Origin of the sequence: Pseudomonas sp. MWU13-3659 (assembly GCF_023757525.1) — a bacterium.
In the GTDB taxonomy this organism is placed as follows: Bacteria; Pseudomonadota; Gammaproteobacteria; order Pseudomonadales; family Pseudomonadaceae; genus Aquipseudomonas; species Aquipseudomonas entomophila_E.
Window position 1 is genome coordinate 1 of record NZ_JAMSHW010000031.1, and the last position, 24128, is coordinate 24128.

General features: G+C 65.4%; 20 protein-coding genes. 11 read left to right on the forward strand and 9 right to left on the reverse strand.

Features of this window, described 5'->3' with window-relative positions; translation table 11 throughout:
* Positions 1–223 precede the first annotated feature (223 nt).
* From NGM28_RS24425 to NGM28_RS24450, 6 genes are all read left to right on the forward strand, one after another.
* Positions 224–697 (forward strand): GyrI-like domain-containing protein, encoded by a 474-nt coding sequence (locus NGM28_RS24425; RefSeq protein ID WP_252091866.1) that lies wholly within the window; start codon positions 224–226, stop codon positions 695–697.
* Positions 694–1146, forward strand: coding sequence for an aminoglycoside 6'-N-acetyltransferase (gene aac(6') / locus NGM28_RS24430; protein ID WP_252091868.1), 453 nt, complete (start codon positions 694–696; stop codon positions 1144–1146). Before NGM28_RS24425 ends, aac(6') begins: the two co-directional genes overlap by 4 nt.
* Before the next feature lie 105 nt (positions 1147–1251).
* Positions 1252–1677 (forward strand): YybH family protein, encoded by a 426-nt coding sequence (locus NGM28_RS24435; RefSeq protein ID WP_252091870.1) that lies wholly within the window; start codon positions 1252–1254, stop codon positions 1675–1677.
* Between the two features lie 42 nt (positions 1678–1719).
* Positions 1720–2064, forward strand: a complete 345-nt coding sequence (locus NGM28_RS24440; protein WP_252091872.1) for a YciI family protein — start codon at positions 1720–1722, stop codon at positions 2062–2064.
* 21 nt (positions 2065–2085) lie between these two features.
* Positions 2086–2571 carry an SRPBCC family protein gene (locus NGM28_RS24445; protein WP_240063646.1) on the forward strand — a complete coding sequence of 162 codons (486 nt, stop codon included), beginning with the start codon at positions 2086–2088 and terminating at the stop codon, positions 2569–2571.
* Complete coding sequence (locus NGM28_RS24450; RefSeq protein WP_240063645.1) at positions 2571–3809, forward strand: RNA polymerase sigma factor; 1239 nt, start codon at positions 2571–2573, stop codon at positions 3807–3809. The genes NGM28_RS24445 and NGM28_RS24450 overlap by 1 nt, the downstream gene beginning before the upstream one ends.
* 104 nt (positions 3810–3913) lie before the next feature.
* On the opposite strand, the gene NGM28_RS24455 is transcribed toward NGM28_RS24450, so the two are convergent.
* Together NGM28_RS24455 and NGM28_RS24460 are read right to left on the reverse strand one after the other, a co-directional pair.
* Positions 3914–4384, reverse strand: coding sequence for a MaoC family dehydratase (locus NGM28_RS24455; RefSeq protein ID WP_213657844.1), 471 nt, complete (start codon positions 4382–4384; stop codon positions 3914–3916).
* 34 nt (positions 4385–4418) lie between these two features.
* Complete coding sequence (locus NGM28_RS24460) at positions 4419–5363, reverse strand: alpha/beta hydrolase (protein ID WP_252091874.1); 945 nt, start codon at positions 5361–5363, stop codon at positions 4419–4421.
* Positions 5364–5566: 203 nt separating this feature from the next.
* Between NGM28_RS24460 and fadD2 the strand changes: the two genes are divergently transcribed.
* Positions 5567–7255 carry a long-chain-fatty-acid--CoA ligase FadD2 gene (fadD2, locus tag NGM28_RS24465; protein WP_252091876.1) on the forward strand — a complete coding sequence of 563 codons (1689 nt, stop codon included), beginning with the start codon at positions 5567–5569 and terminating at the stop codon, positions 7253–7255.
* A gap of 414 nt (positions 7256–7669) precedes the next feature.
* A complete protein-coding gene (fadD1, locus tag NGM28_RS24470; RefSeq protein WP_248921020.1) occupies positions 7670–9367 on the forward strand; it encodes a long-chain-fatty-acid--CoA ligase FadD1 in 1698 nt (565 codons plus the stop codon).
* Positions 9368–9517: 150 nt separating this feature from the next.
* Here fadD1 and NGM28_RS24475 read toward each other — a convergent pair whose 3' ends face one another.
* The 3 genes from NGM28_RS24475 to NGM28_RS24485 all read right to left on the reverse strand — a co-directional run bounded on the left by NGM28_RS24475 (position 9518) and on the right by NGM28_RS24485 (position 12483).
* The gene (locus NGM28_RS24475) at positions 9518–10825 is read right to left on the reverse strand and encodes an NAD(P)/FAD-dependent oxidoreductase (RefSeq protein WP_240063641.1); all 1308 of its coding nucleotides are present in this window, start codon (positions 10823–10825) and stop codon (positions 9518–9520) included.
* 29 nt (positions 10826–10854) lie between these two features.
* Complete coding sequence (locus NGM28_RS24480) at positions 10855–12219, reverse strand: glutamine synthetase family protein (protein ID WP_252091906.1); 1365 nt, start codon at positions 12217–12219, stop codon at positions 10855–10857.
* A gap of 84 nt (positions 12220–12303) precedes the next feature.
* Positions 12304–12483, reverse strand: a complete 180-nt coding sequence (locus NGM28_RS24485; protein WP_240063866.1) for a hypothetical protein — start codon at positions 12481–12483, stop codon at positions 12304–12306.
* 235 nt (positions 12484–12718) lie between these two features.
* Here NGM28_RS24485 and hrpA point away from each other — a divergent pair, with 235 nt between their 5' ends.
* Positions 12719–16624 (forward strand): ATP-dependent RNA helicase HrpA, encoded by a 3906-nt coding sequence (gene hrpA, locus NGM28_RS24490; RefSeq protein ID WP_252091878.1) that lies wholly within the window; start codon positions 12719–12721, stop codon positions 16622–16624.
* A 257-nt stretch (positions 16625–16881) separates the two neighbouring features.
* Positions 16882–18003, forward strand: a complete 1122-nt coding sequence (locus NGM28_RS24495) for a beta-ketoacyl-ACP synthase III (RefSeq protein ID WP_252091879.1) — start codon at positions 16882–16884, stop codon at positions 18001–18003.
* Positions 18004–18200: 197 nt separating this feature from the next.
* Here the strand turns inward: NGM28_RS24495 and NGM28_RS24500 are convergent, their stop codons facing one another.
* Positions 18201–19445 carry a putative porin gene (locus NGM28_RS24500; RefSeq protein WP_213657838.1) on the reverse strand — a complete coding sequence of 415 codons (1245 nt, stop codon included), beginning with the start codon at positions 19443–19445 and terminating at the stop codon, positions 18201–18203.
* Between the two features lie 239 nt (positions 19446–19684).
* On the opposite strand from NGM28_RS24500, the gene NGM28_RS24505 reads away from it, so the two are divergent.
* Positions 19685–20812 carry a GNAT family N-acetyltransferase gene (locus NGM28_RS24505; RefSeq protein ID WP_252091880.1) on the forward strand — a complete coding sequence of 376 codons (1128 nt, stop codon included), beginning with the start codon at positions 19685–19687 and terminating at the stop codon, positions 20810–20812.
* A 66-nt stretch (positions 20813–20878) separates the two neighbouring features.
* Here the strand turns inward: NGM28_RS24505 and NGM28_RS24510 are convergent, their stop codons facing one another.
* The 3 genes from NGM28_RS24510 to NGM28_RS24520 are packed head-to-tail and all read right to left on the reverse strand — an operon-like array spanning position 20879 to position 24126.
* On the reverse strand, positions 20879–22711 hold the full coding sequence (locus NGM28_RS24510) for an ABC transporter ATP-binding protein (RefSeq protein WP_252091882.1): 1833 nt from the start codon (positions 22709–22711) through the stop codon (positions 20879–20881).
* Positions 22712–22762: 51 nt separating this feature from the next.
* The gene (locus tag NGM28_RS24515) at positions 22763–23320 is read right to left on the reverse strand and encodes a peptidylprolyl isomerase (RefSeq protein ID WP_240063635.1); all 558 of its coding nucleotides are present in this window, start codon (positions 23318–23320) and stop codon (positions 22763–22765) included.
* On the reverse strand, positions 23314–24126 hold the full coding sequence (locus NGM28_RS24520) for an alpha/beta fold hydrolase (protein ID WP_252091883.1): 813 nt from the start codon (positions 24124–24126) through the stop codon (positions 23314–23316). Before NGM28_RS24520 ends, NGM28_RS24515 begins: the two co-directional genes overlap by 7 nt.
* Between the last annotated feature and the right edge of the window lie 2 nt (positions 24127–24128).

Genomic DNA, 24128 nt, shown 5'->3' on the forward strand with positions numbered 1-24128 from the left:
CCTAGGTTAGGCGGTTCACGCAAGCTATCGCCGTCAATTGTTGAGAAAGCGCGAGCAAGCTTAAATCATGGCTGCAATTAGCCAGAAGGCTCCTTGAACCTATAGCCCGAATCCCCCGGATTGACGCAAACGCAAGCTGCCACTACCGTGCCTCCAATCCCCAAGGCAACGCGCAGCCCCGCCCGAAAGTTTCCCTGGAATGCGCCCACCGAGACCCGCCTCCATGCCCCAGCCAACCCCCGCTCGTTTCGAGGACGGCCGCACGCTGCACCTGGCCGGTTTGTCCAACCGTTACGACTTCTCCCGCCTGGCCGAGCTCAAGCTGCTGTGGCAGCGCTTCGCCCCATGGCTCGGGCATGTCCCCGGTCAGCATGGCCACGACAGCTACGGCGTGTGCCACAACCCCGACGGCCAAGGCGCGTTCGACTACCTGGCGGGTGTCGAGGTGACCGGTACGGCCACACTCCCCGAAGGTTTCACCACCCTCGTCCTGGCACCCCAGCACTACGCGGTGTTCGAACACCGCGGCAGCCTTGAGTGCATCAAGACGACCTTCGATGCCATCTTTACCCAATGGCTGCCAGCCTCGGGCAAGCGCCAGGCCGACGCCGCCGTCTTCGAGCGCTACCCGGCCGGCTACGACCCGGCGGCCCCGCAAGCCCTGATGGAAATCTGGATTCCCCTGGAGCGATCATGATCCACCCTTGCACCGACCCGACCACCCCGGCCTGGCTGCACCTGCGCAGTGCCCTCTGGCCCGACAGCGCGGCGGCCGAGCACCTGGCGGAAATGGCCGATATTGCCCTCCGCCCCGATACCTTCGTGGCCCTGTTGGCGTACGACGAGCAGGGCGGGGCGCTAGGGCTGGCCGAGGCGTCGGTGCGCCATGACTACGTCAATGGCAGCAATACGTCGCCGGTGGCGTACCTCGAAGGCATCTTCGTCGAGCCGGCCCGGCGCGGCCAGGGCATCGCCCGCCAGCTGATCGCGGCCGTCGAACGCTGGGCGGCCGGCAAAGGCTGCCGCGAACTGGCCTCGGACGCCGCGCTGGACAACCTTGGTAGCCAGCATATGCACGCGGCCCTGGGCTTTGCCGAGACCGAGCGGGTGGTGTACTTCCTCAAGCCGGTCACGCCCCTCGACTGAAAAATTGCGGTCGGTTGTCGATTTGCCGTTTTCCCGTTCGACCAGTGTTGAAGGCGCCGGAATGCCCCGGCGCCACTTGCTGAAGATGCTTCGGAGAAAACACCGATGAACACCGCAGCCGAAAACGAAATTCGCCAGTTGATCGCAGGTTGGATCGAGGCCGTGCGCGAGCGCGACGTGGCGCGCATCGTCGCCCCCTACGCCGACGACATCCTCGCCTTCGACGCCATCCAGGCCCTGCAATTCAAGGGCAAGGCCGCCTACCGCGCGCACTGGGAAATGTGCATGGGCTACTGCACCGGCCCCATGGTGTTCGAGGTGGCGCAACTGGCCGTGCACGCCGACGGCGACCTGGGCCTTGCCCACTGGCTCAACCGCTGCGGCCCGTCGGACGACGAAAGCCAGTGCGGCTTCATGCGCGTCACCGTGGGCTACCGGCGCAACGCCGGGCAGTGGCAGGTGATCCATGAGCACTGGTCGGCGCCGTTCGACATGGAAACGCAAAAAGCGCTGTTCGATCTCAAACCCTGAACGCCGTCGACCGCCTATCGCCACCTCACCCTGGAGACGATCATGAAATACCTGTGCCTGGTCTATTGTGACGAGGGGTTGCTGCACAGCCTGCCCGACAGCCCCGAAGACGCCGAATGCATGGCCTACGCCGAGTCCATCCAGGGCTCCGGGCGGATGCTTGCCACCGAGGCGCTCAAGCCCGTGCAAACCGCCACCACGGTGCGCGTGCGTGGCGGCCGCATGAGCCTGACCGACGGCCCCTTCGCCGAGACGAAAGAGCAGCTGGCCGGCTTCTACCTGGTCGACGCCCGCGACCTCAATGAGGCGCTGAACATCGCCAAGGGCATCCCGGCGGCGCGGGTCGGCAGCGTCGAGGTGCGGCCGGTGCGCGAACTGCAACCCTGAACCGGATGGAGAACGACAACAATGACTCTGGTACAACCGGCACAACCCCAGCATGAGCTGGCCATCAGCCGCCTGATCGACGCCCCGCCCGCCAAGGTGTTCCGCGCCTGGACCGAGCCGCAATGGCTGATGCAGTGGTGGGGCCCCCATGGCATGACCACCCCGGAATGCGAGATGCAGTTGTGGCCGGGTGGGTTGTTCCGCACCCTGATGCGCGCCCCCGACGGCACCGAGTACCCCCACCAGGGCGTGTTCCTGGAAATCCATGCGCCGCACCGGCTGGTGTTCACCGATGCCTTCCGCCCTGGCTGGGTGCCCTCCGACAAGGCGTTCATGACCGCGGTGGTCAGCTTCGACGACGAGCAGGGCAAGACCCGCTACACCGCCCGCGCCTGGCACTGGAACGCCGCCGACTGCCGCGCCCATGAGGAAATGGGTTTCCACCAGGGCTGGGGAGAAAGCCTGGACCGCCTGGTGGAGGTGGTGACCCAGCGGATGCCGGACTGATGACCCACACCGAACAGGTTCGCCGGCAGGTCGAGACCGTCTACCGCCAGGAGTCGCGGCGCATCCTGGCCACGCTGATCCGCCTGCTGGGCGATTTCGACCTGGCCGAGGAGGCCATGCACGATGCCTTCTTCATCGCCGTGGAGCGTTGGCAGCGCGACGGCATCCCCGACAACCCGCGCGCCTGGCTGGTCTCCACCGGGCGCTTCAAGGCCATCGACGCCTTGCGCCGGCGCGCCCGCTTCGACCGCTCCCAGGCCGACCTGATCATGCTGCTCGAAGGCGAGGCCCAAGACCCAGGCGAAGAGGAGCTGCTGGCCGACGACCGCCTGCGCTTGATCTTCACCTGCTGCCACCCGGCGCTGGCGGCCGACGCCCAGGTGCCGCTGACGCTGCGCGAAGTCTGCGACCTGACCACCGAGCAGATCGCCCGCGCTTTCCTGCAGAGCCCGGCCACCATCGCCCAGCGCATCGTGCGGGCCAAGGCGAAGATCCGCGACGCGAAGATCCCGTACCAGGTGCCGGCGCTGGCCGAGCTGCCCGAGCGCCTGGAGAGCGTGTTGCGGGTGATCTACCTGGTGTTCAACGAGGGCTATTCGGCGTCGTCGGGGGAGGATGTGGTTACCCGCGAGCTGACCGACGAGGCGATCCGCCTGGGGCGCCTGCTGGCGCAGTTGCTGCCGGACGCGGAAGTGCTCGGCCTGCTGGCGCTGATGCTGCTGCAGGCGTCGCGCCAGCGTGCGCGCAGCGATGACGAGGGTGAGCTGGTGGTGCTCGACGAGCAGGACCGTGGCCTGTGGGATCGTGCGCAGATCGAGGAAGGTTGCCAGCTGGTGCGCCAGGCCCTGGGCGGCCGTGAAGTCGGCCCGTACAGCGTGCAGGCGGCGATTGCCGCGCTGCACGCCGAGGCCCCCAGCGCCGAGGCGACGGACTGGGCGGAGATCGTCGGGTTGTACGAGCTGTTGCTGCGCCACTGGCCGTCGCCGGTGGTGGAGCTGAACTGGGCGGCGGCGCTGGCCAGGCGCGATGGCGCGGCGGTGGGGTTGCGGGCGGTGGAGGCGATTCTAGAGCGGGGCGAGCTGGGCGACTACCACTTGGCCCATGCCGCGCGGGCGGAGTTGCATCGGCAATTGGGCCATGTCGAACAGGCCCGTGGCGCCTGGCGCCAGGCCCTGGCGTTGGCCCGCCAGGGGCCGGAACGGCGGCATATCGAGCGGCGCCTGCGGGAGCTGGGCTAGTCAATGCGGGCCTGTTCGCCGGCAAGCCGGCTCCTACGAACTGGGGGGCTTCTGTAGGAGCCGGCTTGCCGGCGAACGGGGCCTGAAAGGCCCCATCTACGCAATCAGCTCGCCACGAAATTCGGCGGGCTCACCAGCTCGACGGTCTGCTGCTTGCGTGGCGCCAGGATCTCGGCCTCGCCCTCGACCACCAGCTCGTCGTTCTGGTTGTAGACGTTGGTGGCAATGCGCACCTTGAACTTGGGCAGCTTCTCGAGAATCTCCAGGCGCACGGTCAGGGTGTCGCCGATCTTCACCGGCTTCTGGAAGCTCATCTGCTGCCCCAGGTAGATGGTGCCGGGGCCAGGCAGGGTGCAGGCTACCGCGGCGCTGATCAGCGCACCGCTGAACATGCCATGGGCGATGCGCTCGCGGAACATGCTCTTGGCGGCGAACTCGGCGTCCAGGTGCACCGGGTTGTGGTCACCGGACATCGCGGCGAACAACTGAATGTCGCGCTCTTCGACGGACTTCTTGTATTCGGCTTTCTGGCCGACTTCGAGGGCTTCGTAAGGCGTGTTGGTGACCTGGGTCATCGGGGCTTCCTTGAGCGGTGGACGAGGGGGCCTATCATTCACTGCGGGCAGGGCGGCCAAGGGCCAGCGCCTGCTCCAGCCAGCCGATGATATCGGCGGTGACCTCGTCGCGATGGGTTTCATTGAGCACTTCGTGGCGGGCGCCCGGGTAGACGCGCAACTGCACATGGCGGTTGCCGGTCGCGCGCAGGGCATCGGCCAAAAGGGTGAGACGCTTGCCGGCACTCACCGGATCACATTCGCCGCCCAACACGAAGATCGGCAGGTTCGGGTCGATCTGCGCGAGGTTCTTCTTCTGGCTGATCTGCGCCAGGCCTTGCAGCAGGTCGAGCCACAGCTGGTTGCTGCAGCGATAGCCGCACAGCGGGTCGGCGACGTACTTGTCCACCTCCGCCGTGTCGCGGCTGAGCCAGTCGAAGGCGGTACGGTTGGGCTTGAACGCTTTGTTGAACGAGCCGAATGACAGCCAGTCGATCAGCGCGCTCTTGCCCAGCGGGCCCTGGCGCCAGGCCTCGAGCCGGGCGATCAGGCGCGCCGCGCGGTACAGCGCCACGGGCTGGAAGTTGGAGCCGCTGAGTATCGCCCCTTGCAGGCTGGCGCTGTGGTGCAGCAGGTAGGCCTGGGCGATGTAGCTGCCCATGCTGTGGCCGAACAGGAACAGCGGCGTGCCGGGGAACTGCTGGCCGATGTGCTGGGCCAGCAGGCCCAGGTCGTTGACCACGGCATTCCAGCCATTATGGCTGGCGAACAGGCCCAGGCTGCCCAGCTCGGCGGTGCGCCCATGGCCGCGCTGGTCGTGGGCGAACAGGGCGTAGCCCGCGTCGTTCAGGGCGTGGCCCAGGCGCTGGTAGCGCGCCGCGTGCTCGGCCATGCCGTGGGCCAGCAACACCACGGCCTTGACCGGTTTGCTCGGCAGCCACTGGTGCACATACAGGCTGCAATGCTCGCTGGCGGGGAGCCAGAAGGCGTCGTGGGGCATGGCGGGTCCTTGCGCGCTGAGGTTGACCACACAGTGTATGCGCAAAGGGCCGGATTGCAGGAAGGGCAGAAATAAGATTCACAATGTTAATGGCGGCACTTGGCGTATTTGCCACCTTCGTCATTGCTGCTAACGTCGGCAGAACGCCTTTTTGCCACCCGGCGATCAGGTCAGGGACGGTCCCGGCAGAGGAACAACAATAAATGCAAGCCGATTTCTGGAACGACAAGCGCCCGGCGGGCGTGCCTTCCACCATTGACATGAATGCTTACAAGTCTGTCGTCGATGTCTTCGAGCGCTCCTGCAAGCGTTTCGCCGACCGCCCGGCGTTCAGCAACCTGGGGGTGACCCTCAGCTACGCCGAGCTCGACCGTTACTCCGCGGCCTTTGCCGCCTGGTTGCAGCAACACACCGAGCTGGTGCCGGGCGACCGCATCGCGGTGCAGATGCCCAACGTCCTGCAATACCCCATCGCCGTGTTCGGTGCCATGCGCGCCGGGCTGATCGTGGTCAACACCAACCCGCTGTACACCGAGCGCGAGATGCGCCACCAGTTCAAGGACTCCGGCGCCCGCGCCCTGGTCTACCTGAACATGTTCGGCAAGCGCGTGCAGGAAGTGCTGCACGACACCGGCATCGAATACCTGATCGAGGCGAAGATGGGCGACATGCTGCCCGCGCTCAAGGGCTGGCTGATCAACACCGTGGTCGACAAGGTAAAGAAGATGGTGCCGGCTTATCACCTGCCCCAGGCCGTGTCGTTCAAGCAGGTGCTGCGCCAGGGGCGCGGGCTCGGCCACAAGCCGGTATCGCAGGCGCTCGACGACGTCGCCGTGCTGCAGTACACCGGCGGCACCACGGGCCTGGCCAAGGGCGCGATGCTCACCCACGGCAATCTGGTCGCCAACATGCTCCAGGTCCTGGCCTGCTTCTGCCAGCGCGGCGCCGACGGCCAGCCGCTGATCAAGGAAGGGCAGGAGGTGATGATCGCGCCGCTGCCGCTGTACCACATCTATGCCTTCACCGCGAACTGCATGTGCATGATGGTCACCGGCAACCACAACGTGCTGATCACCAACCCGCGGGATATCCCGGGTTTCATCAAGGAGCTGGGCAAGTGGCGCTTCTCGGCGTTGCTGGGGCTGAACACGCTGTTCGTCGCGCTGATGGACAACCCTGGCTTCAAGTCGCTCGACTTCTCCGCCTTGAAGGTCACCAACTCGGGCGGCACCGCCTTGGTCAAGGCCACCGCCGAACGTTGGGAGGCACTGACCGGCTGCCGTATCGTCGAGGGCTACGGCCTCACCGAAACCTCGCCGGTGGCCAGTACCAACCCCTACGGCCAGCTGGCGCGCCTGGGCACCGTGGGCATGCCGGTGCCGAACACCGCGTTCAAGGTGATCGACGATGCCGGCATCGAGCAGGCGTTGGGCGAGCGGGGCGAGCTGTGCATCAAGGGGCCGCAGGTGATGAAGGGCTACTGGCAGCAGCCGGAAGCCACCGCCCAGGCGCTGGACGCTGAGGGCTGGTTCAAGACCGGCGATATCGCGATCATCGACCCGGACGGCTTCACCCGCATCGTCGACCGCAAGAAGGACATGATCATCGTCTCCGGCTTCAACGTGTACCCCAACGAGATCGAGGATGTGGTGATGAACCACCCGCAAGTGGCCAACTGCGCGGCCATCGGCGTGCCGGACGAGCGTTCGGGGGAGGCGGTGAAGTTGTTCGTGGTGGCGCGCGAGGGGGGGCTCGACGTCGACGAACTCAAGGCCTATTGCAAGGCCAACTTCACGGGGTACAAGGTGCCCAAGCAGATTGTCGTGCGGGAGTCGCTGCCGATGACGCCGGTGGGCAAGATCCTGCGGCGTGAGTTGCGTGATATCGCCTGAGGTTAAACAGCTGTGGCGCCCGGCGCGATTCAATGTAGGAGCCGGCTTGCCGGCGAACGGGCCGGTGCGCTTCCTGTAGGTGCGGGTGTACCTGCGAATGGGTGGGTAGGTTCACTACCGTATTCGCGGGTGAACCCGCTCACCCAGATTCCTGTAGCGGCTCTGGCTGCTCTATCTCGGCGTTTTCAGCCGATATTGCGACATTTTGGATAATTACTCTAAAAATGACCTGCATTGTTCATTGAGTCATTTTTGTGACCATTCGGCCCGTCCAGGCCTCTAGGCGACCCCTGGCAAAGCTGTTACTCTCGGCGCGCTTTCAGATGATCCGGTTTGCAATGAACCGTCATCCCATATCAATAATAAGCGCATCGACGCATACCGAATTCGCTGTTGCTGAAGGAGCGGGCTTCCATGATCGAACATTTTTGGAAGGATAAATACCCAGCCGGGGTCACGGCGGAAATCAATCCTGACGAATTCCCCAATATCCAGGCGGTACTCAAGCAATCCTGCCAACGCTTTGCCGACAAACCTGCCTTTAGCAACCTGGGCAAGACCCTGACCTACGGCGAGCTGTACGCGCTGTCCGGTGCCTTCGCCGCCTGGCTGCAGCAGCACACCGACCTCAAGCCCGGCGATCGTATCGCCGTGCAACTGCCGAACGTCCTGCAATACCCGGTCGCCGTGTTCGGTGCCATGCGCGCCGGCCTGATCGTGGTCAACACCAACCCGCTGTACACCGCGCGGGAGCTGGAGCACCAGTTCAACGACTCCGGCGCCAAAGCCTTGGTGTGCCTGGCGAACATGGCGCACCTGGCGGAAAAGGTGGTGCCCAAGACCCAGGTCAAACACGTCATTGTCACCGAAGTGGCCGACCTGTTGCCACCTCTGAAGCGCCTGCTGATCAACAGCGTCATCAAGTACGTGAAGAAAATGGTGCCGGCCTATAACCTGCCGGGCGCCGTGCGCTTCAACGACGCCCTGGCGCTGGGCAAGGGCGGGGCGGTCACCGAGGCCAACCCGCAGCCCAACGACGTGGCCGTGCTGCAGTACACCGGCGGCACCACCGGCGTGGCCAAGGGCGCGATGCTCAGCCACCGCAACCTGGTCGCCAACATGCTGCAGTGCCGTGCGCTGATGGGCTCGAACCTGCACGAAGGCTGCGAGATCCTCATCACGCCGCTGCCGCTGTACCACATCTACGCCTTCACCTTCCATTGCATGGCGATGATGCTGATTGGTAACCACAACATCCTGATCAGCAACCCGCGCGACCTGCCGGCCATGGTCAAGGAACTGGGCAAGTGGAAGTTCAGCGGCTTCGTCGGCCTGAACACGCTGTTCGTCGCCCTGTGCAACAACGAGGCGTTCCGCAACCTGGACTTCTCGGCGCTGAAGATCACCCTGTCCGGCGGCATGGCCCTGCAGCTGAGCGTGGCCGAGCGCTGGAAAGCCGTGACCGGCTGCGCCATCTGCGAAGGCTACGGCATGACCGAGACCAGCCCAGTGGCGGCGGTCAACCCGTCCGATGCCAACCAGGTCGGCACCATCGGTATCCCGGTACCGTCCACCCTGTGCAAGGTCATCGACGACAACGGCCAGGAACTGCCCCTGGGCGAAGTGGGCGAGCTGTGCGTGAAGGGCCCGCAGGTCATGAAGGGCTACTGGCAGCGCGAAGAGGCCACCGCCGAGATCCTGGACAGCGATGGCTGGCTGAAGACCGGCGATATCGCCCTGATCCAGCCGGATGGCTACATGCGCATCGTCGACCGCAAGAAGGACATGATCCTGGTCTCGGGCTTCAACGTGTACCCCAACGAGCTCGAAGACGTGCTCGCCGCCTTGCCGGGCGTGCTGCAGAGCGCGGCGATCGGCGTGCCGGACGAGAAGTCCGGCGAGGTGATCAAGGTGTTCATCGTGGTCAAGCCGGGCATGACCCTGACCAAGGAGCAGGTGATGGAGCACATGCGCGCCAACGTCACCGGCTACAAGGTGCCACGCTACATCGAGTTCCGCGACGCGCTGCCGACCACCAACGTCGGCAAGATCCTGCGCCGCGAGCTGCGTGATGAAGAGCTGAAGAAGCAGGGCCTGAAGAAGATCGCCTGACCTCCAGCTTGCACGATCGATGTAGGAGCGGCCTTGTGCCGCGAAAGGGGTGCGAAGCACCCCCATCGATTGATGCGTTGCCGCTGAAATCCCGGGGCTGCTTTGCAGCCCTTTCGCGGCACAAGGCCGCTCCTACAGAGAGGTTGCGGCTCAGCGCAGCTTTTCCAGCATCTGGTAGTACCACATCCCCGCCGCCAGCAGCGGATTCCCCAGCAAGTCCCCCATCGGCACCTTGATGTGCTTGCACGCCGCGAAGGTGTCGAACTTCTCCAACGTCCCGGTCAACGCCTCGGCCATAATCTCGCCCATGATGTGGCTGGTGGCGATGCCGTGCCCGGAATAGCCCTGGCAGTACCAGACGTTGTCCGACAGCTTGCCCAGCTGCGGGATGCGGTTGACCACGATGCCCATGGCGCAGCTCCATTGGAACTCGATCGGCACGCCTTTGAGCGCCGGAAAGGTGCGCTCGATGCACGGGCGCAGCTCGGCTTCGATATCCCGCGAATCACGCCCGGAATAGTTGGCGCCGCCACCGAACAGCAGGCGCTTGTCGGCGGTCAGGCGGTAGTAGTCGAGGACGAAGCGGCAGTCGTACACCGCCAGGTCCTGGGGGTTGATCTGCTCGGCCAGTTCGCCCAGCGGCGCGGTGGTGACGATGCCGCCCATGGCCGGGAAGATCTTGCCCTTGAGCTGGCGCTTTTCCAGCTTGTGGTACACGTCGCCGGCCAGCATCACCTGGCGTGCCTCGATCCGGCCCTGGGCGGTGACCACGGCCGGGCGTGGGCCATGGACGATCTCCAGCACTTCGGAGTTCTCGAATATCAGCGCCCCCAGGCCATGGGCGGCGCGGGCCTCGCCCAGGCACAGGTTGAGCGGGTGCAGGTGCAGGTTGCGGCGGTTCTTCAGCGCGCCGAGGTACAGCGGGCTCTGCAGGTGGCGCTGCATGGCGCTGCGGTCGAGCAGTTGCACCTGGTCGCCCATGCCGCGGCGCTGGGCCTCGGCCTCGAAGGCGCGCAGTTCGTTCAGGTGCGACGGTTTCATCGCTGCGTGCAGGTGGCCGCGCTTGAGGTCGCAGGCGATGCCGTAGCGTTCGACGCGCTGCTCGATGATCTGGTGGCCGCGCCAGCGCAGGTGCCAGATGAAGTCGTCCACTTCGCTGCCGAGGCGATCGCGCATCTGCGTGCGCATGGCTTCGTCACCCGACAGGCTGCCGGTGACCTGGCCGCCATTGCGCCCGCTGGCGCCCCAGCCGATGCGGTGGGTCTCGACGATGGCCACCTTCAGGCCGCGCTCGGCCAGTTCCACGGCGGTGGCCACGCCGGTGAAGCCGCCGCCGATGATCGCCACGTCCACCTGCACCGTGCCCTTGAGCGTGGGGTACTCGGTCGTGTCGTTGAGGGTGGCGCTGTAATAGGACGGCGCGCGCTGGGCCGGGCCGTTGTTCACTGCTGCGTTCATGGTGGTTCCTTCTTGTAATCTCGTGGGCATCAGGCCTGGTGCAGGTACCAGCGCCAGTCCTGTTCGCTGACTTCGGCCATGAACTGGCGGTATTCGGCGCCCTTGACCTTCAGGTACACGCCGAGGAATGCCTCGCCCAGCGCTTCGCGGGCCCAGCTCGAACGCTCCAGGGCGTCGAGGGCGGTGAGCCAGTCGGTGGGCAGGTGCTCGGTGGCCTGGGCATAACCGTTGCCCTCGACCGGCGCGCCGGGGTCGAGCTGCTCGCGGATGCCCTGGTGGGTGGCGGCGAGGATCGCGGCGGCGGCCAGGTAGGGGTTGGCGTCGGCGCCGCAGATGCGGTGCTCGATATGCCGGCTGTTGGCCGGGCCACCGGGCACGCGCAGGCTGACCGTGCGGTTGTCCACGCCCCAGGTCGGCGCCAGCGGCGCATAGCTGTTGGCCTGGAAACGGCGGAACGAGTTGGCGTTGGGGCAGAACAGCAGCAACGACTCGCGCAGGTGGCGCAGCATGCCGGCCACCGCCTGGCGCAGCAGCGGCGTGCCGGCCTTGTCTTCGCTGGCGAACAGGTTGTTGCCCGCTGCATCGGCCAGGCTCAGGTGCATGTGCATGCCGGTGCCGGCCAGCTGGGCGAACGGCTTGGCCATGAAGCAGGCCTGCATGCCGTGGGCGTTGGCGATGCCCTTGACCAGGCGCTTGTAGCGCACGGCCTGGTCAATGGCCTGGAGCGCGTCGCCGTGCTCCAGGGTGATTTCCACCTGGCCGGGCGCGTACTCCGAGATGGCGGTACGCGCGGGAATGCCCTGCGCCTTGCAGGCCGCGTAGAGGTCGGCGAGGAACGGTTCGATCTGCTCCAGCTCGCGCAGGCCATACACCTGGGTGGTGCGTGGGCGGCCGCCGTCGTTGTCCAGCGCCGGCTGCGGGTGGCCCTTGGCGTCGCGTTGCTGGTCGAGCAGGTAGAACTCCAGCTCGCAGGCCATGACCGGGTGATAACCGTCGGCCTTGAGGGCTTCGAGGGTGTGGATCAACACATGGCGCGGGTCGGCGATGCTGGCCGGCAGGCCTTCGCTGGGGTGCATGCTGACCTGCACGGCGGCGGTCGGCACGCGGCGCCAGGGCAGGCGCACCAGGCTGCCGTCCAAGGGGTAGGCGCGGCAGTCGATATCGCCGACATCCCAGACCAGGCCGGAGTTTTCCACATCGTCGCCATTGAGGGTCAGGCCGAGGATGGTGCTGGGCAGCGGGCGGCCGGTATCGAACACCGCCAGCAGTTCGTCGCGGTGCAGCAGCTTGCCGCGGGGCACGCCGTTGGCGTCGAGGATGAACAGTTCGATCAGGTCGATATCGGGGTTGTCGGCCAGGAATCGTCGGGCTTGCTCTACAGGTGCAAAGTGCATGGTGGGTTCGCTCATGGGCACGCACGACCGCCGCGCAGGCGAGCGGTCAGGCTGAGTCAATCGGCCATTGATGGCCGGGTTGGGTCAGGGGTGCTTGAACGAAGTATCCGGTGGGCGCGCGTGGCGGCAATGCCACAGGGCCCAGAAGGCGAGAATGATGTGCACCAGCGGATTCTCGCCGGCACGAGCCCTGGCCTTCGCTTGCGAAGGGCGGGACAGCGGGTGGGCGATGATCGGGTCGGGGAGCATGCTCTGGATACTCACACGGTGCGTAACGTTGATTAAAGCAGTGAATGGCGACGTTCACTCCAGGGTTGGGTAAACATTCTGAAGGGGTTCGCCGGCAAGCCGGCTCCTACAGGGGGGTAGATGTAGGAGCCGGCTTGCCGGCGAAAGGGCCAGTACAGGCAGCATCAGGCCGGCAAATCTGCGACAATCCCACCCCTTACGAATGCCGATCATGAAAAAGCAGGCCTCACCTGCATCACTAAAAAGCCCCATGACAGACCACGCCATCGACCAGCTGCTGCAAAACCTCGACCACGCCATGATCGCCGACCGCCATCGCCTGCGGCGGCAACTGCACGAGCTGCGCAAGCGCCCCGACGAGGGCAAGCTCGCGCAGTGGGTGGAAAAGGTCCAGGCCTCCTGCGCCCAGGTCACCGCGCGCCAGCAGAGCGTGCCGACCATCCGCTACGACGACAGCCTGCCCATCGCCGCCAAGCGCGACGAGATCAAGAAGGCCCTGGCCGAGCACCAGGTGCTGGTGATCGCCGGCGAGACCGGCTCGGGCAAGACCACCCAGCTGCCGAAGATCTGCCTGGAGCTGGGCCGTGGCAGCCATGGCCTGATCGCCCACACCCAACCCCGACGCATCGCCGCGCGCAGCGTGGCGGCGCGGGTTGCAGAGGAACTGGGCACACCGCTGGGGGCATTGGTCGGCTACCAGGTGCGCTTCGAGGACCAGAGCGATTCGAACACCCTGGTCAAGCTGATGACCGATGGCATCCTGCTGGCCGAGACCCAGCACGACCGCTTCCTCGAGCGCTACGACACGATCATCGTCGACGAAGCCCACGAGCGCAGCCTGAACATCGATTTCCTGCTCGGTTACCTCAAGACCCTGCTGCACCGCCGGCCGGACCTGAAGCTGATCATTACTTCGGCGACCATCGACCTGGAGCGTTTCTCCCAGCACTTCGACGGCGCGCCGATCATCGAAGTGTCGGGGCGTACCTACCCGGTAGACACCTGGTACCGCCCGCTGACCAGCGAGCAGGACGAGGAGGGCAACCAGGTTGAGGACGACCTCACCGTCGACCAGGCGATCCTTGCCACCCTCGACGAAATCGCCCATCACGAGCGCAGCCAGGGCAAGGGCCCGGGCGACGTGCTGGTGTTCCTGCCGGGTGAACGCGAGATCCGCGACGCCGCCGAGATCCTGCGCAAGGCCCAGTTGCGCCACACCGAGATCCTGCCGTTGTATGCGCGCCTGACCCCGGCCGAGCAGCAGAAGATCTTCCAATCCCACAGTGGCCGGCGCGTGGTGCTGGCGACCAACGTCGCCGAGACTTCGCTGACCGTGCCGGGCATCCGCTACGTGATCGACAGCGGCACTGCGCGCATCAGCCGCTACAGCTACCGCGCCAAGGTCCAGCGCCTGCCGATCGAGGCGGTATCCCAGGCCAGCGCCAACCAGCGTAAAGGTCGTTGCGGCCGGGTCGAGCCGGGTATCTGCATCCGCTTGTACAGCGAAGAAGATTTCAACGGCCGGCCGGCGTTCACCGACCCGGAGATCCTGCGCACCAACCTGGCCGCGGTGATCCTGCAGATGCTGCACCTGCGCCTGGGCGCCATCGATGCCTTCCCGTTCATCGAACCGCCGGATGGCAAGGCCATCAGCGACGGTTTCAACCTGCTGCAGGAGCTGTCGGCGGTCAACCGCGAGAACCAGCTCACGCCGCTGGGGCGCCAGCTGGCGCGCCTGCCGATCGACCCACGGATGGGCCGTATGCTGCTCGAAGGTGCCCGCCAGGGCAGCCTGCAGGAAGTACTGATCGTTGCCAGCGCCTTGTCGGTGCAGGACCCGCGCGAGCGTCCGCCTGAGCGCCAGCAGGCCGCCGACCAGGCCCATGCGCAGTGGAAGGACGTCGATTCCGACTTCGCCGCGCTGGTCAACCTGTGGCGCGGTTTCGAAGAGCAGCGCCAGGCGCTGACCGCCAGCCCACTGCGCAACTGGTGCCGGAAGAACTTCCTGAACTACCTGCGCCTGCGCGAATGGCGCGATGCCCATCGCCAGTTGTCGCTGATCTGCCGCGACCTGCAGTTGGCGGTGAACAAGGAACCGTGCGACTACCAACGCATGCACAAGGCCATCCTCAGCGGCCTGCTCAGTCAGATCGGCCACAAGGCCGAAGAGGGCGACTACCAGGGCGCGCGTCAGCGCCGCTTCTGGATTCACCCGTCGTCTGGCATCGGCCGCAAGCGCCCGCAGTGGGTGATGACTGCTGAACTGGTGGAAACCACCAAGCTTTACGCACGCATGGTGGCCAAGATCGAGCCGGACTGGATCGAGCCGCTGGCCACCCACCTGATCAAGAAGAATCACTTCGAACCGCACTGGGAGAAGAAGCGTGGCCAGGTGGTGGCCTACGAGCAGATCACCCTGTACGGCTTGATCATTGTCGGCCGCAGGCCCGTGCACTTCGGCCCGATCGACCCGGCGACTTCCCGCGAGCTGTTCATCCGCGAGGGCCTGGTCGGCGGCGAGATCCAGTCGCGGGCCAAGTGCCTGGCGGCCAACAAGCGCTTGCTCGAGCAGTTGGATGAACTGGAGGCCAAGGCCCGCCGACGGGACATCCTCGCCGACGAAGAGACGCTGTACGCCTACTACGAGGCGCGCCTGCCGGAAGAAATCCACCAGACCGCGACCTTCGACGCCTGGTACCGGATGACCAGCCAGAAGGACCCGAACCTGCTGATCATGCGCGAGGAAGACGTGCTGGCCCGCGAGGCCAGCGAAGTCACCGCCGCGCAGTACCCGGACCACCTGCAGGTGGGTGAGCTGCGCCTGTCGCTGAGCTACCACTTCGAACCGAACCACCCGCGTGACGGCGTCACCGTGCGGGTGCCGGCGCCGCTGCTGCCGAACCTGCCGGGCGAACGCCTGGAGTGGCTGGTGCCCGGCTTGCTGGAAGCCAAGTGCATCGCCCTGGTGCGCAACCTGCCCAAGGCCCTGCGCAAGAATTTCGTGCCGGTGCCGGACTTCGTCAAGGCCGCCTTGTCGCGCCTGGCCTTCGGGCAGGGCGCGCTGCCCCAGGCACTGGGCCACGAGCTGTTGCGCATGACCGGCGCGCGGGTGTCCGACGAGGCCTGGGCCGAAGCCGCCAGCCTGGTCGAGGGGCACCTGCGCATGAACATCGAGGTGGTCGACGCCCAGGGCAAGTTCCTCGGCGAAGGCCGCGACCTCGCCGAGCTGACCGCGCGCTTCGCCGCCGCCAGCCAGGCCGCCCTGGCCCTGCCGCGCAACGAGAAGGCCGAGCAACCGGTGCAGGCCAAGGCCTTCTCGCAAGTGGCGCAGACTGCCCAGCAGAAGATCGCCGGGCTGTCGATGACTGTGTACCCGGCGCTGGTCGAGGACAACGGCACGGTGCGCGAAGGGCGCTTCTCGACCCAGGCCGAAGCTGAATTCCAGCACCGTCGCGCCTTGCAGCGGCTGTTGCTGCAGCAGCTTGCGGAGCCGGCCAAGTTCCTGCGCGGCAAGCTGCCGGGGCTGACCGAGCTGGGCTTGCTGTACCGCGAGCTGGGCCGGGTCGAGGCGCTGGTGGAGGACATCCTCCTGGCCAGCCTGGACAGCTGTGTGCTCGAAGGCGAAGACCCACTGCCACGTGACGGCGCAGGCCTGGCTTCGCTGGCCGAGCGCAAGCGCGGCAGCTGGGCCGAGCATGCCGAGCGCCTGGCGCGCCAGACGCTGGAGGTGCTGAAGCTGTGGCATGGTTTGCAGAAGCGCTTCAAGGGCAAGATCGACCTGACCCAGGCGGTGGCCCTCAACGATATCAAGCAACAACTGGCCAACCTGGTGTATCCGGGCTTCGTGCGCGAGACGCCGGGCGCCTGGTCCAAGGAGTTGCCGCGCTACCTCAAGGCGGTGGAACTGCGCCTGGAGAAGCTGGGCTCGCAGGTGCAGAAGGACCGGGTATGGAGCGGCGAGCTGGCCAATTGCTGGGCGCAGTACAAGGCCCGGGCCGACAAGCATGCCCAGGAGGGCAAGCGTGACGAGCAACTGACCCTGTACCGTTGGTTGCTGGAGGAATACCGGGTGTCGTTGTTCGGCCAGCAGTTGGGCACCAAGGTGCCGGTTTCCGACAAGCGCCTGAGCAAGCAGTGGAGTCTGGTGGAAGCCTAACCTCCTTGATTTGTGGCACACTTGCAGGAATTTGCGGCCGCCTAGCGGCCCATTCGCTGGCAAGCCAGCCCCTACAGGTTTATCGCCGGTTCTGAAGTCGGTGGTGTGCCTGTAGGAGCGGGTTTACCCGCGATCGAGGGCAAAGCCCTCGCCAATACGGATTATTACGATTGCAAACTGGTACCAAGGTGCCAGTATCGAACCCCAATTTTTGGCCCGCGCCCGTCCGGCGCCGGCCCCAGACCAGAGGAACGACCGTGCACAACGTCGTGATCAGCGGCACCGGCCTGTACACCCCGGCCCAGAGCATTTCCAACGAAGAACTGGTGGCCTCCTTCAATACCTGGGCGCAGCAGTTCAATACTGAAAACGCCACCGCCATCGAGCGTGGCGAGGTCGAAGCCGCACCACTGTCCGACGCTGCTTTCATCGAGAAAGCCTCGGGCATCAAGAGCCGCTTCGTCATGGACAAGGCCGGCATCCTCGACCCGCAGCGCATGAAGCCGCGCCTGCCGGAGCGCAGCAACGACGAGCAGTCGATCCTCTGTGAAATGGGCGTGGCCGCCGCCCGCCAGGCGCTGGAGCGTGCCGGGCGTAGCGCCGCCGATGTCGACGGGGTGATCGTCGCCTGCTCCAACCTGCAGCGCCCGTACCCGGCCATCGCCATCGAAGTGCAGCAGGCGCTGGGCATCCAGGGCTTCGCCTTCGACATGAACGTGGCCTGCTCCTCGGCCACCTTCGGCATCCAGACCGCCGCCAACAGCGTGCAGTTGGGCCAGGCCCGTGCGGTACTGGTGGTCAACCCGGAAATCTGCACCGGCCACCTGAACTTCCGTGACCGCGACAGCCACTTCATCTTCGGCGACGCCGCCACCGCCGTGCTGGTCGAGCGTGCCGACCAGGCCACTTCGAAGCACCAGTTCGACATCGTCAGCACTAAGCTGCTGACTGCGTTCTCCAACAACATCCGCAACAACTTCGGCTTCCTCAACCGCGCGGCGGAAGAGGGCATTGGCGCGCAGGACAAACTGTTCGTGCAGGAAGGCCGCAAGGTGTTCAAGGAAGTCTGCCCGATGGTCGCCGAGCTGATCGGCCAGCACCTGGCCGAGAACGACTTGCAGCCTTCGGACGTCAAGCGCTTCTGGCTGCACCAGGCGAACCTGAGCATGAACCACCTGATCGTCAAGAAGCTGCTGGGGCGTGAAGTGGCGGAGGAAGATGCGCCGGTGATTCTCGACCGTTATGCCAACACCAGCTCGGCGGGGTCGGTGATTGCCTTCCACCTGTACCAGGATGACCTGGCCAAGGGCTCGCTGGGTGTGCTGAGCTCGTTTGGCGCGGGGTATTCGATCGGTAGCGTGGTGCTGCGCAAGCGCTGATCGGAGAATGCAGGGGCCGCTCTGCGGCCCTTTCGCGGCACAAGGCCGCTCCTACAGAGGTTCGCGTTCCCCTGTAGGAGCGGCCTTGTGCCGCGAAAGGGCTGCAAAGCAGCCCCGTACGATTCTGCAGAAAAAAAGGCGGGCAATGCCGGATGGGGTCGGCATTTCCCGCCTGAGCAACGCAGGGGAGCGGCTGCTTAGAACTTGGCTTCCAGGTCCACCTGCAGCGTGTCGACGTCGGCATCGCTGTTCGGCAGGTTGGAGTAGTCGGTCTTGGCCATCAGGTAGGCGCCACCGACGGTGAAGTTCTTGTCGATCTCGTAGCCAACTTTGAACTTGTGGCCACGCGAGCCGGTGAAGCCGTTGCCGAAGTCGGAGTCGGTGAACAGGCTGACCACGGCGTTACGCTGCACGTCGCGGTAGTTGTAGTCCAGGCTCCAGGCGCCCAGCTTGGTCTTTAGGCCGGCCAGCCAGGCCTTGTCCTTGCCGTCGGTGCTCTCGGTGTTCTTGACGAACTGGCCGTAGGCCGACAGCGGGATGGCGAAGCCGGTGAAGTCCAGCTGACCGAAGCCTTCCACCAGGTTGAACTCGTTGGTGGTGTTGCCCAGCGAGCGCAGCGCCGCGGACTCCTTGTCGTTGTCGTAGCCGTAGATGCTGCCGCCCACGGTGAGCTTGACGGTGTCGGCCGCGTTGAACTTGGCGCCCAACTGGCCGTGGTACAGCTGTGCGTCGTGCTTGAACTGCACGCCGTCGCCGTCGACGTTGTCCTTCAGGTTGTAGTGGCCGGCGCTACCGAACAGCTCGGCGCCGCCCAGGTTGGTCTTGTAGGTGACCGCCACGCCTTCGGGGTTGATGTCGCTGTCCCAGATGATGTCGCCCATGCTCACCCAGGGCTGGTTCATCTTGCCGCCGATCAGGTGCAGGTTGGGGATGGCAGTCGGGTGCCAGTCGAGGTAGGCCAGGTCGACCCACAGCGATTTCTTCTCGAAGTAGTTGTCCAGGCTCTGGTTGGTGGAGCGGGCGTCGGCGCTGCTGCCGGTGGCCACGCGCACGCCGGCGTCGACCTGAGGGTTGATCTCGCTGTAGAAACCGACACGGGCGCGGACGCGCTCACGGTCCTGGTTGCCGCTGCGGGCGATGGGGTTGTCGACGTTGACGTCTTCGTAGCGCAGGCGCACATCACCCTTGATCTGGGTCTTGGCGGCCCATGCCACTTTCTGTTCGAAGGAGCTCAGGCGCTCGGACTGGGCTTTCTGGTCGGCCTTTTCCTTGGTTTCCTTTGCCAGGTCGCCCTGCAGTTCGTTGTACTGCGCCTGGTTGATCGAGCCATTGGCGCGGAGCATTTCGAGCAGCTTGGCGTCGACAGCAGCACTGGCCGGAGTACTCAGAGCCAGCATCATGCCGGTGAGGCTCACTCCGGTAAGTGTAGAAACAAGACGCATAAGGTTCTCCCTGTTGGAAAAAGTGGGGAGGCTCAAGCGCCCGCCCCCAAGTTGGCATGTCTTCGGAAAGGGCCTGAATAGACAGGTTCTGGGGTTCCGGAAAACAGGCGCAAGTATTGCGGGGGGGAATGACAGAATAATGTCTAAACAGTGGCACTGTTGTGAAGTAAACGGGCCGTCATTTGAGTGTCACGGTCGGTTTGGCAATACTGGCGTTCTTTGTCCTGCGAGTTGCCGATGTGACCAGCCTCCACAGCCTTGCCCACCTGCGCGACCTGCCGGCGACCACCTGGGACGCGCTGGTGCCGGACGGCCAGCCGTTCCTGCGCCATGCCTTCCTCACGGCCATGGAGGACAGCGCCAGCGTGGTGCCCGACACCGGTTGGGCCGCCGAGCACCTGGTGCTGGAGCGTGATGGCGAGGTGCGTGCGCTGCTGCCGGCCTACCGCAAGTGGCACTCCTTCGGTGAGTACGTGTTCGACCAGGGCTGGGCCGATGCCTGTGAGCGCGCGGGCATCGCCTACTACCCCAAGCTGCTGGGCGCCGTGCCGTTCAGCCCGGTGAGCGGGCCGCGGCTGCTGGCTGGCGACCCGGCCGATGGCCTGCTGCTGTTGCAGGCGATCCCGGAATACCTCGAGAAGGGCGGGTTGTCCGGCGCGCACATCAATTTCACGGACGCGGCCCTGGACGACAGCATCGCCAGCCTGCCGGGCTGGATGGAGCGCCTGGGCTGCCAGTTCCACTGGCGCAACCGTGGCTACCGGGATTTCCAGGACTTCCTCGATACGCTCAGCTCGCGCAAACGCAAGCAGATGCGCAAGGAGCGCGAGCAAGTCGCGGGGCAGGGGATCGAATTCGCCTGGTACAAGGGCGATGAGCTGAGCGAGGCGCAGTGGGATTTCGTCTACCTCTGCTATGCCAACACCTATGCCGTGCGCCGTCGCGCGCCTTACCTGACGCGGGCGTTCTTCAGCCTGGTCGCCGAACGCATGCCCGAGGCGATCCGCGTGGTGATCGCCCGGCAGAACGGGCGGGACGTGGCCATGGCCTTGAGCCTGCTGGGCGGCGACAGCCTGTACGGGCGCTACTGGGGCTGCCTGGACGCGTTCGACCGGCTGCATTTCGAAACCTGCTTCTACCAGGGGATGGATTTCGCCATCGCCGAAGGGCTGCAGCGTTTCGATGCGGGCGCGCAGGGTGAGCACAAGCTGATTCGCGGGTTCGAGCCGGTGATCACGCGGTCGTGGCATTACCTGCGGCATCCGGGTTTGCGGCGGGCGGTGGAGGATTTTCTCGGGCAGGAGCGGGTGGGGGTGCGGGCCTATGCCGAGGAGGCGCGGGGGATGTTGCCGTATCGCAGGGATTGATAGTCCGGTTCGCCGGCAAGCCGGCTCCTACGGTAGGAGCCGGCTTGCCGGCGAACCGGACATGGCTCAATCCACCCCGACGAACCCACCGGTCTGGTGATGCCACAACCGCGCGTACAGCCCCTGCTGGGCCAGCAGCTCGCTGTGGCTGCCGCTCTCGACGATATGCCCCTTGTCCAGCACGATCAGCCGGTCCATGCGGGCGATGGTCGACAGGCGGTGGGCGATGGCGATCACGGTCTTGCCCTGCATCAGCGTCTCCAGGCTCTCCTGGATGGCGGCCTCGACCTCCGAGTCCAGCGCTGAGGTGGCCTCGTCCATCACCAGGATCGGTGCATTCTTGAGCAGCACCCGGGCAATGGCGATGCGCTGGCGCTGGCCACCGGAGAGTTTCACGCCGCGCTCGCCGACATGGGCGTCGAAACCGGTGCGGCCCTGGGCGTCGGACAACTGCGGGATGAACTCGTCCGCCCGCGCCCGGCGCACTGCCTCCCAGACTTCCGCGTCGCTGGCGCCGGGGCGGCCGTACAGCAGGTTGTCGCGGATCGAGCGGTGCAGCAGCGAGGTGTCCTGGGTGATCATGCCGATCTGCGCGCGCAGGCTGGCCTGGTTGACCTCGGCGATGTCCTGGCCGTCGATCAGTATGCGCCCGCTGTCGATGTCGTACAGGCGCAGCAGCAGGTTGACCAGGGTCGACTTGCCGGCGCCGGACGGGCCGATCAGGCCGATCTTCTCGCCGGGGCGGATATCCAGGTTCAGCGCGTCGATCACCTTGCCGCCCTTGCCGTAGTGGAAGTCGACATGGTCGAAACGTACCCCGCCACGGCTGACCTTCAGCGCCGGCGCGTCGGGCTTGTCGCTGACCGTGACCGGCTGGGCGATGGTCTGCAGGCCGTCCTGGACCATGCCGATGTTCTCGAAGATGCCGTTGACCACCCACATGATCCAGCCCGACATGTTGACGATGCGGATCACCAGGCCGGTGGCCAGGGCGATGGCGCCGACGCTGATCAGCGACTGGCTCCACAGCCACAGCGCCAGGCCCGTGGTGCTGACCACCAGCAGGCCGTTGAGCGAGGTGATGACCACGTCCATGCTGGTGACCACCCGTGAGGCCAGTTGGGTTTTTTCGGTCTGCTCGCTGATCGCCTCGCGGGCGTACTGGCGCTCGTGGTCGGTGTGGGCGAACAGTTTCAGCGTGGCGATGTTGGTGTAGCCGTCGACGATGCGCCCCATCAGCTTGGAGCGGGCGTCGGAGGAGATCACCGAACGCTCCTTGACCCGCGGCACGAAGTAATAGAGCGAGGCGATATAGCAGGCGATCCATACCAGCAGCGGCAGCATCAGCCGCCAGTCGGCCTCGGCGAACAGCACCAGCGAGCTGATGGCGTAGATCAGCACGTGCCAGAGCGCGTCCACCGCCTGCACCGCCGAGTCGCGCAGCGAGTTGCCGGTTTGCATGATGCGCTGGGCGATACGCCCGGCGAAGTCGCTCTGGAAGAAGTTCAGGCTCTGCTTGAGCACGTAGTTGTGGTTTTGCCAGCGGATCAGGCTGGTCATGCCCGGGCTGATGGTCTGGTGCACCAGCAGGTCGTGCAAACCAAAGAACAACGGCCGCAGCAGCAGGATGACCACCAGCATCCAGAGCAGCTCGCCGCTGTGCTCGCTGAAGAAGTTGACGTTGGGAGTGCCCTGGGCCAGGTCGATGATCCGGCTCAGGTAGCTGAACATGGCCACCTCGATCAGCGAGGCGACCAGGCCGACGATCAGCAGGGCGAGAAAGCTCGGCCACACCTGGCGCAGGTAGTACAGGTAGAACGGCCAGACCTGGCCGGGAGGCGCCTCGGTGGGCGCCTCGCGGAAGATGTCGATCAGTTGCTCGAAACGACGGTACAGCATGGGTGACAAGACTCCTGTGTGACCCGACCCACGTCCCTGTGCGGCGTGTGGTCAGTCGATGCGTTTGGCCGACTTGATGTACACCGGGTCCGCCGGGACATCGCGCATGCCTTTCTTGACGGTGGTCGGCGAGTTGACGATCTGGTCGACCACGTCCATGCCCTTGGTGACTTTGCCGAACACCGCGTAGCCACGGTCGCGGCCCGGGTTGAGGAAATCGTTGTCGGCGACGTTGATGAAGAACTGGCTGGTGGCCGAGTTCGGGTCGGAAGTGCGGGCCATGGACAGGGTGCCGCGGGTGTTCTGCAAGCCGTTGCTGGCTTCGTTGCGGATCGGGTCCTTGGTGTTCTTCTGCACCATCTGGTCGGTGAAGCCGCCACCCTGGACCATGAAGCCCGGGATCACGCGGTGGAAGATGGTGTTGTTGTAGAAGCCGCTGTCGACGTACTCGAGGAAGTTCTTCGTGCTGATCGGTGCTTTTTCAGCGTTCAGCTCGATTTCGACCTGGCCGAAGCTGGTATCCAGCAGTACATGCGGGGTCTTGTCGGAGGCCATGACGCTGGTGGCGAAGGCGACCGAGCAGGCGGTGAGCAGAAGTTTTTTCAGCATGGGCTCAAAGATCCTTGAGAGGTGGAGGCGGCTGCAATGAATTGCAGCACGGTGAGGTTGAAAACCTCGGGTTGATCGAGGGGGGTAGCGTGCCGCGAATCGTCGATGACCGCCAGCCTGGCGTTGGGCATCAGGGCGACATAGCGCGCCTTGAGTTGTACCGGGGTGTAATCGTGGTCGGCGGCGATCACCAGCGTCGGACAACGGATCTGGCCGATGCGTTCCTGCACGCCCCAGTCGACGATGGCGTCGAAACTCTTGAGATACGCGCGCTTGTCGTTGCGCGCCCAGCGTTCGGCCATCTTGCGCCGCAGTTCGCTTTGCCCGGGCTTGGGGAACAGCCGCTGGGCCAGGCCCTTGCCCACCGTCTCGACACTGAGCAGGCGCGCCAGGCCCCAGCGCTTGAGCCACCAGATCCAGTCGCTGCGGGTGCGGCGCTTGACCTGCGGGGCGCTGTTGACGATGCACAGGCTGCGCAGCCAGTCGGGGTGGTCGACGGCGAACTGGAAGCCGACCATGCCCCCCATCGACAGCCCGACGAAATGCACCGGGCCGGTGCCCAGGTGCTGGAGCAGGGCCAGCAGGTCTTCGCTGAAGGTCTTGATCCGGTAGCCGCGTCGCGGCTTGGCGGATTGGCCATGGCCGCGGATATCCATGAGGATCACCCGGTAGTGACGGCTGAACTCGGGCACCTGCAGCTCCCAGTCCTGGCTGCTCGAACCCAGGCCGTGCAGCAGCACCAGGGGCTCGCCCTGGCCATGTTCCTCGTAGTGCAGCAGGCAACCGTCATGTTCGAAACAGGCCATGG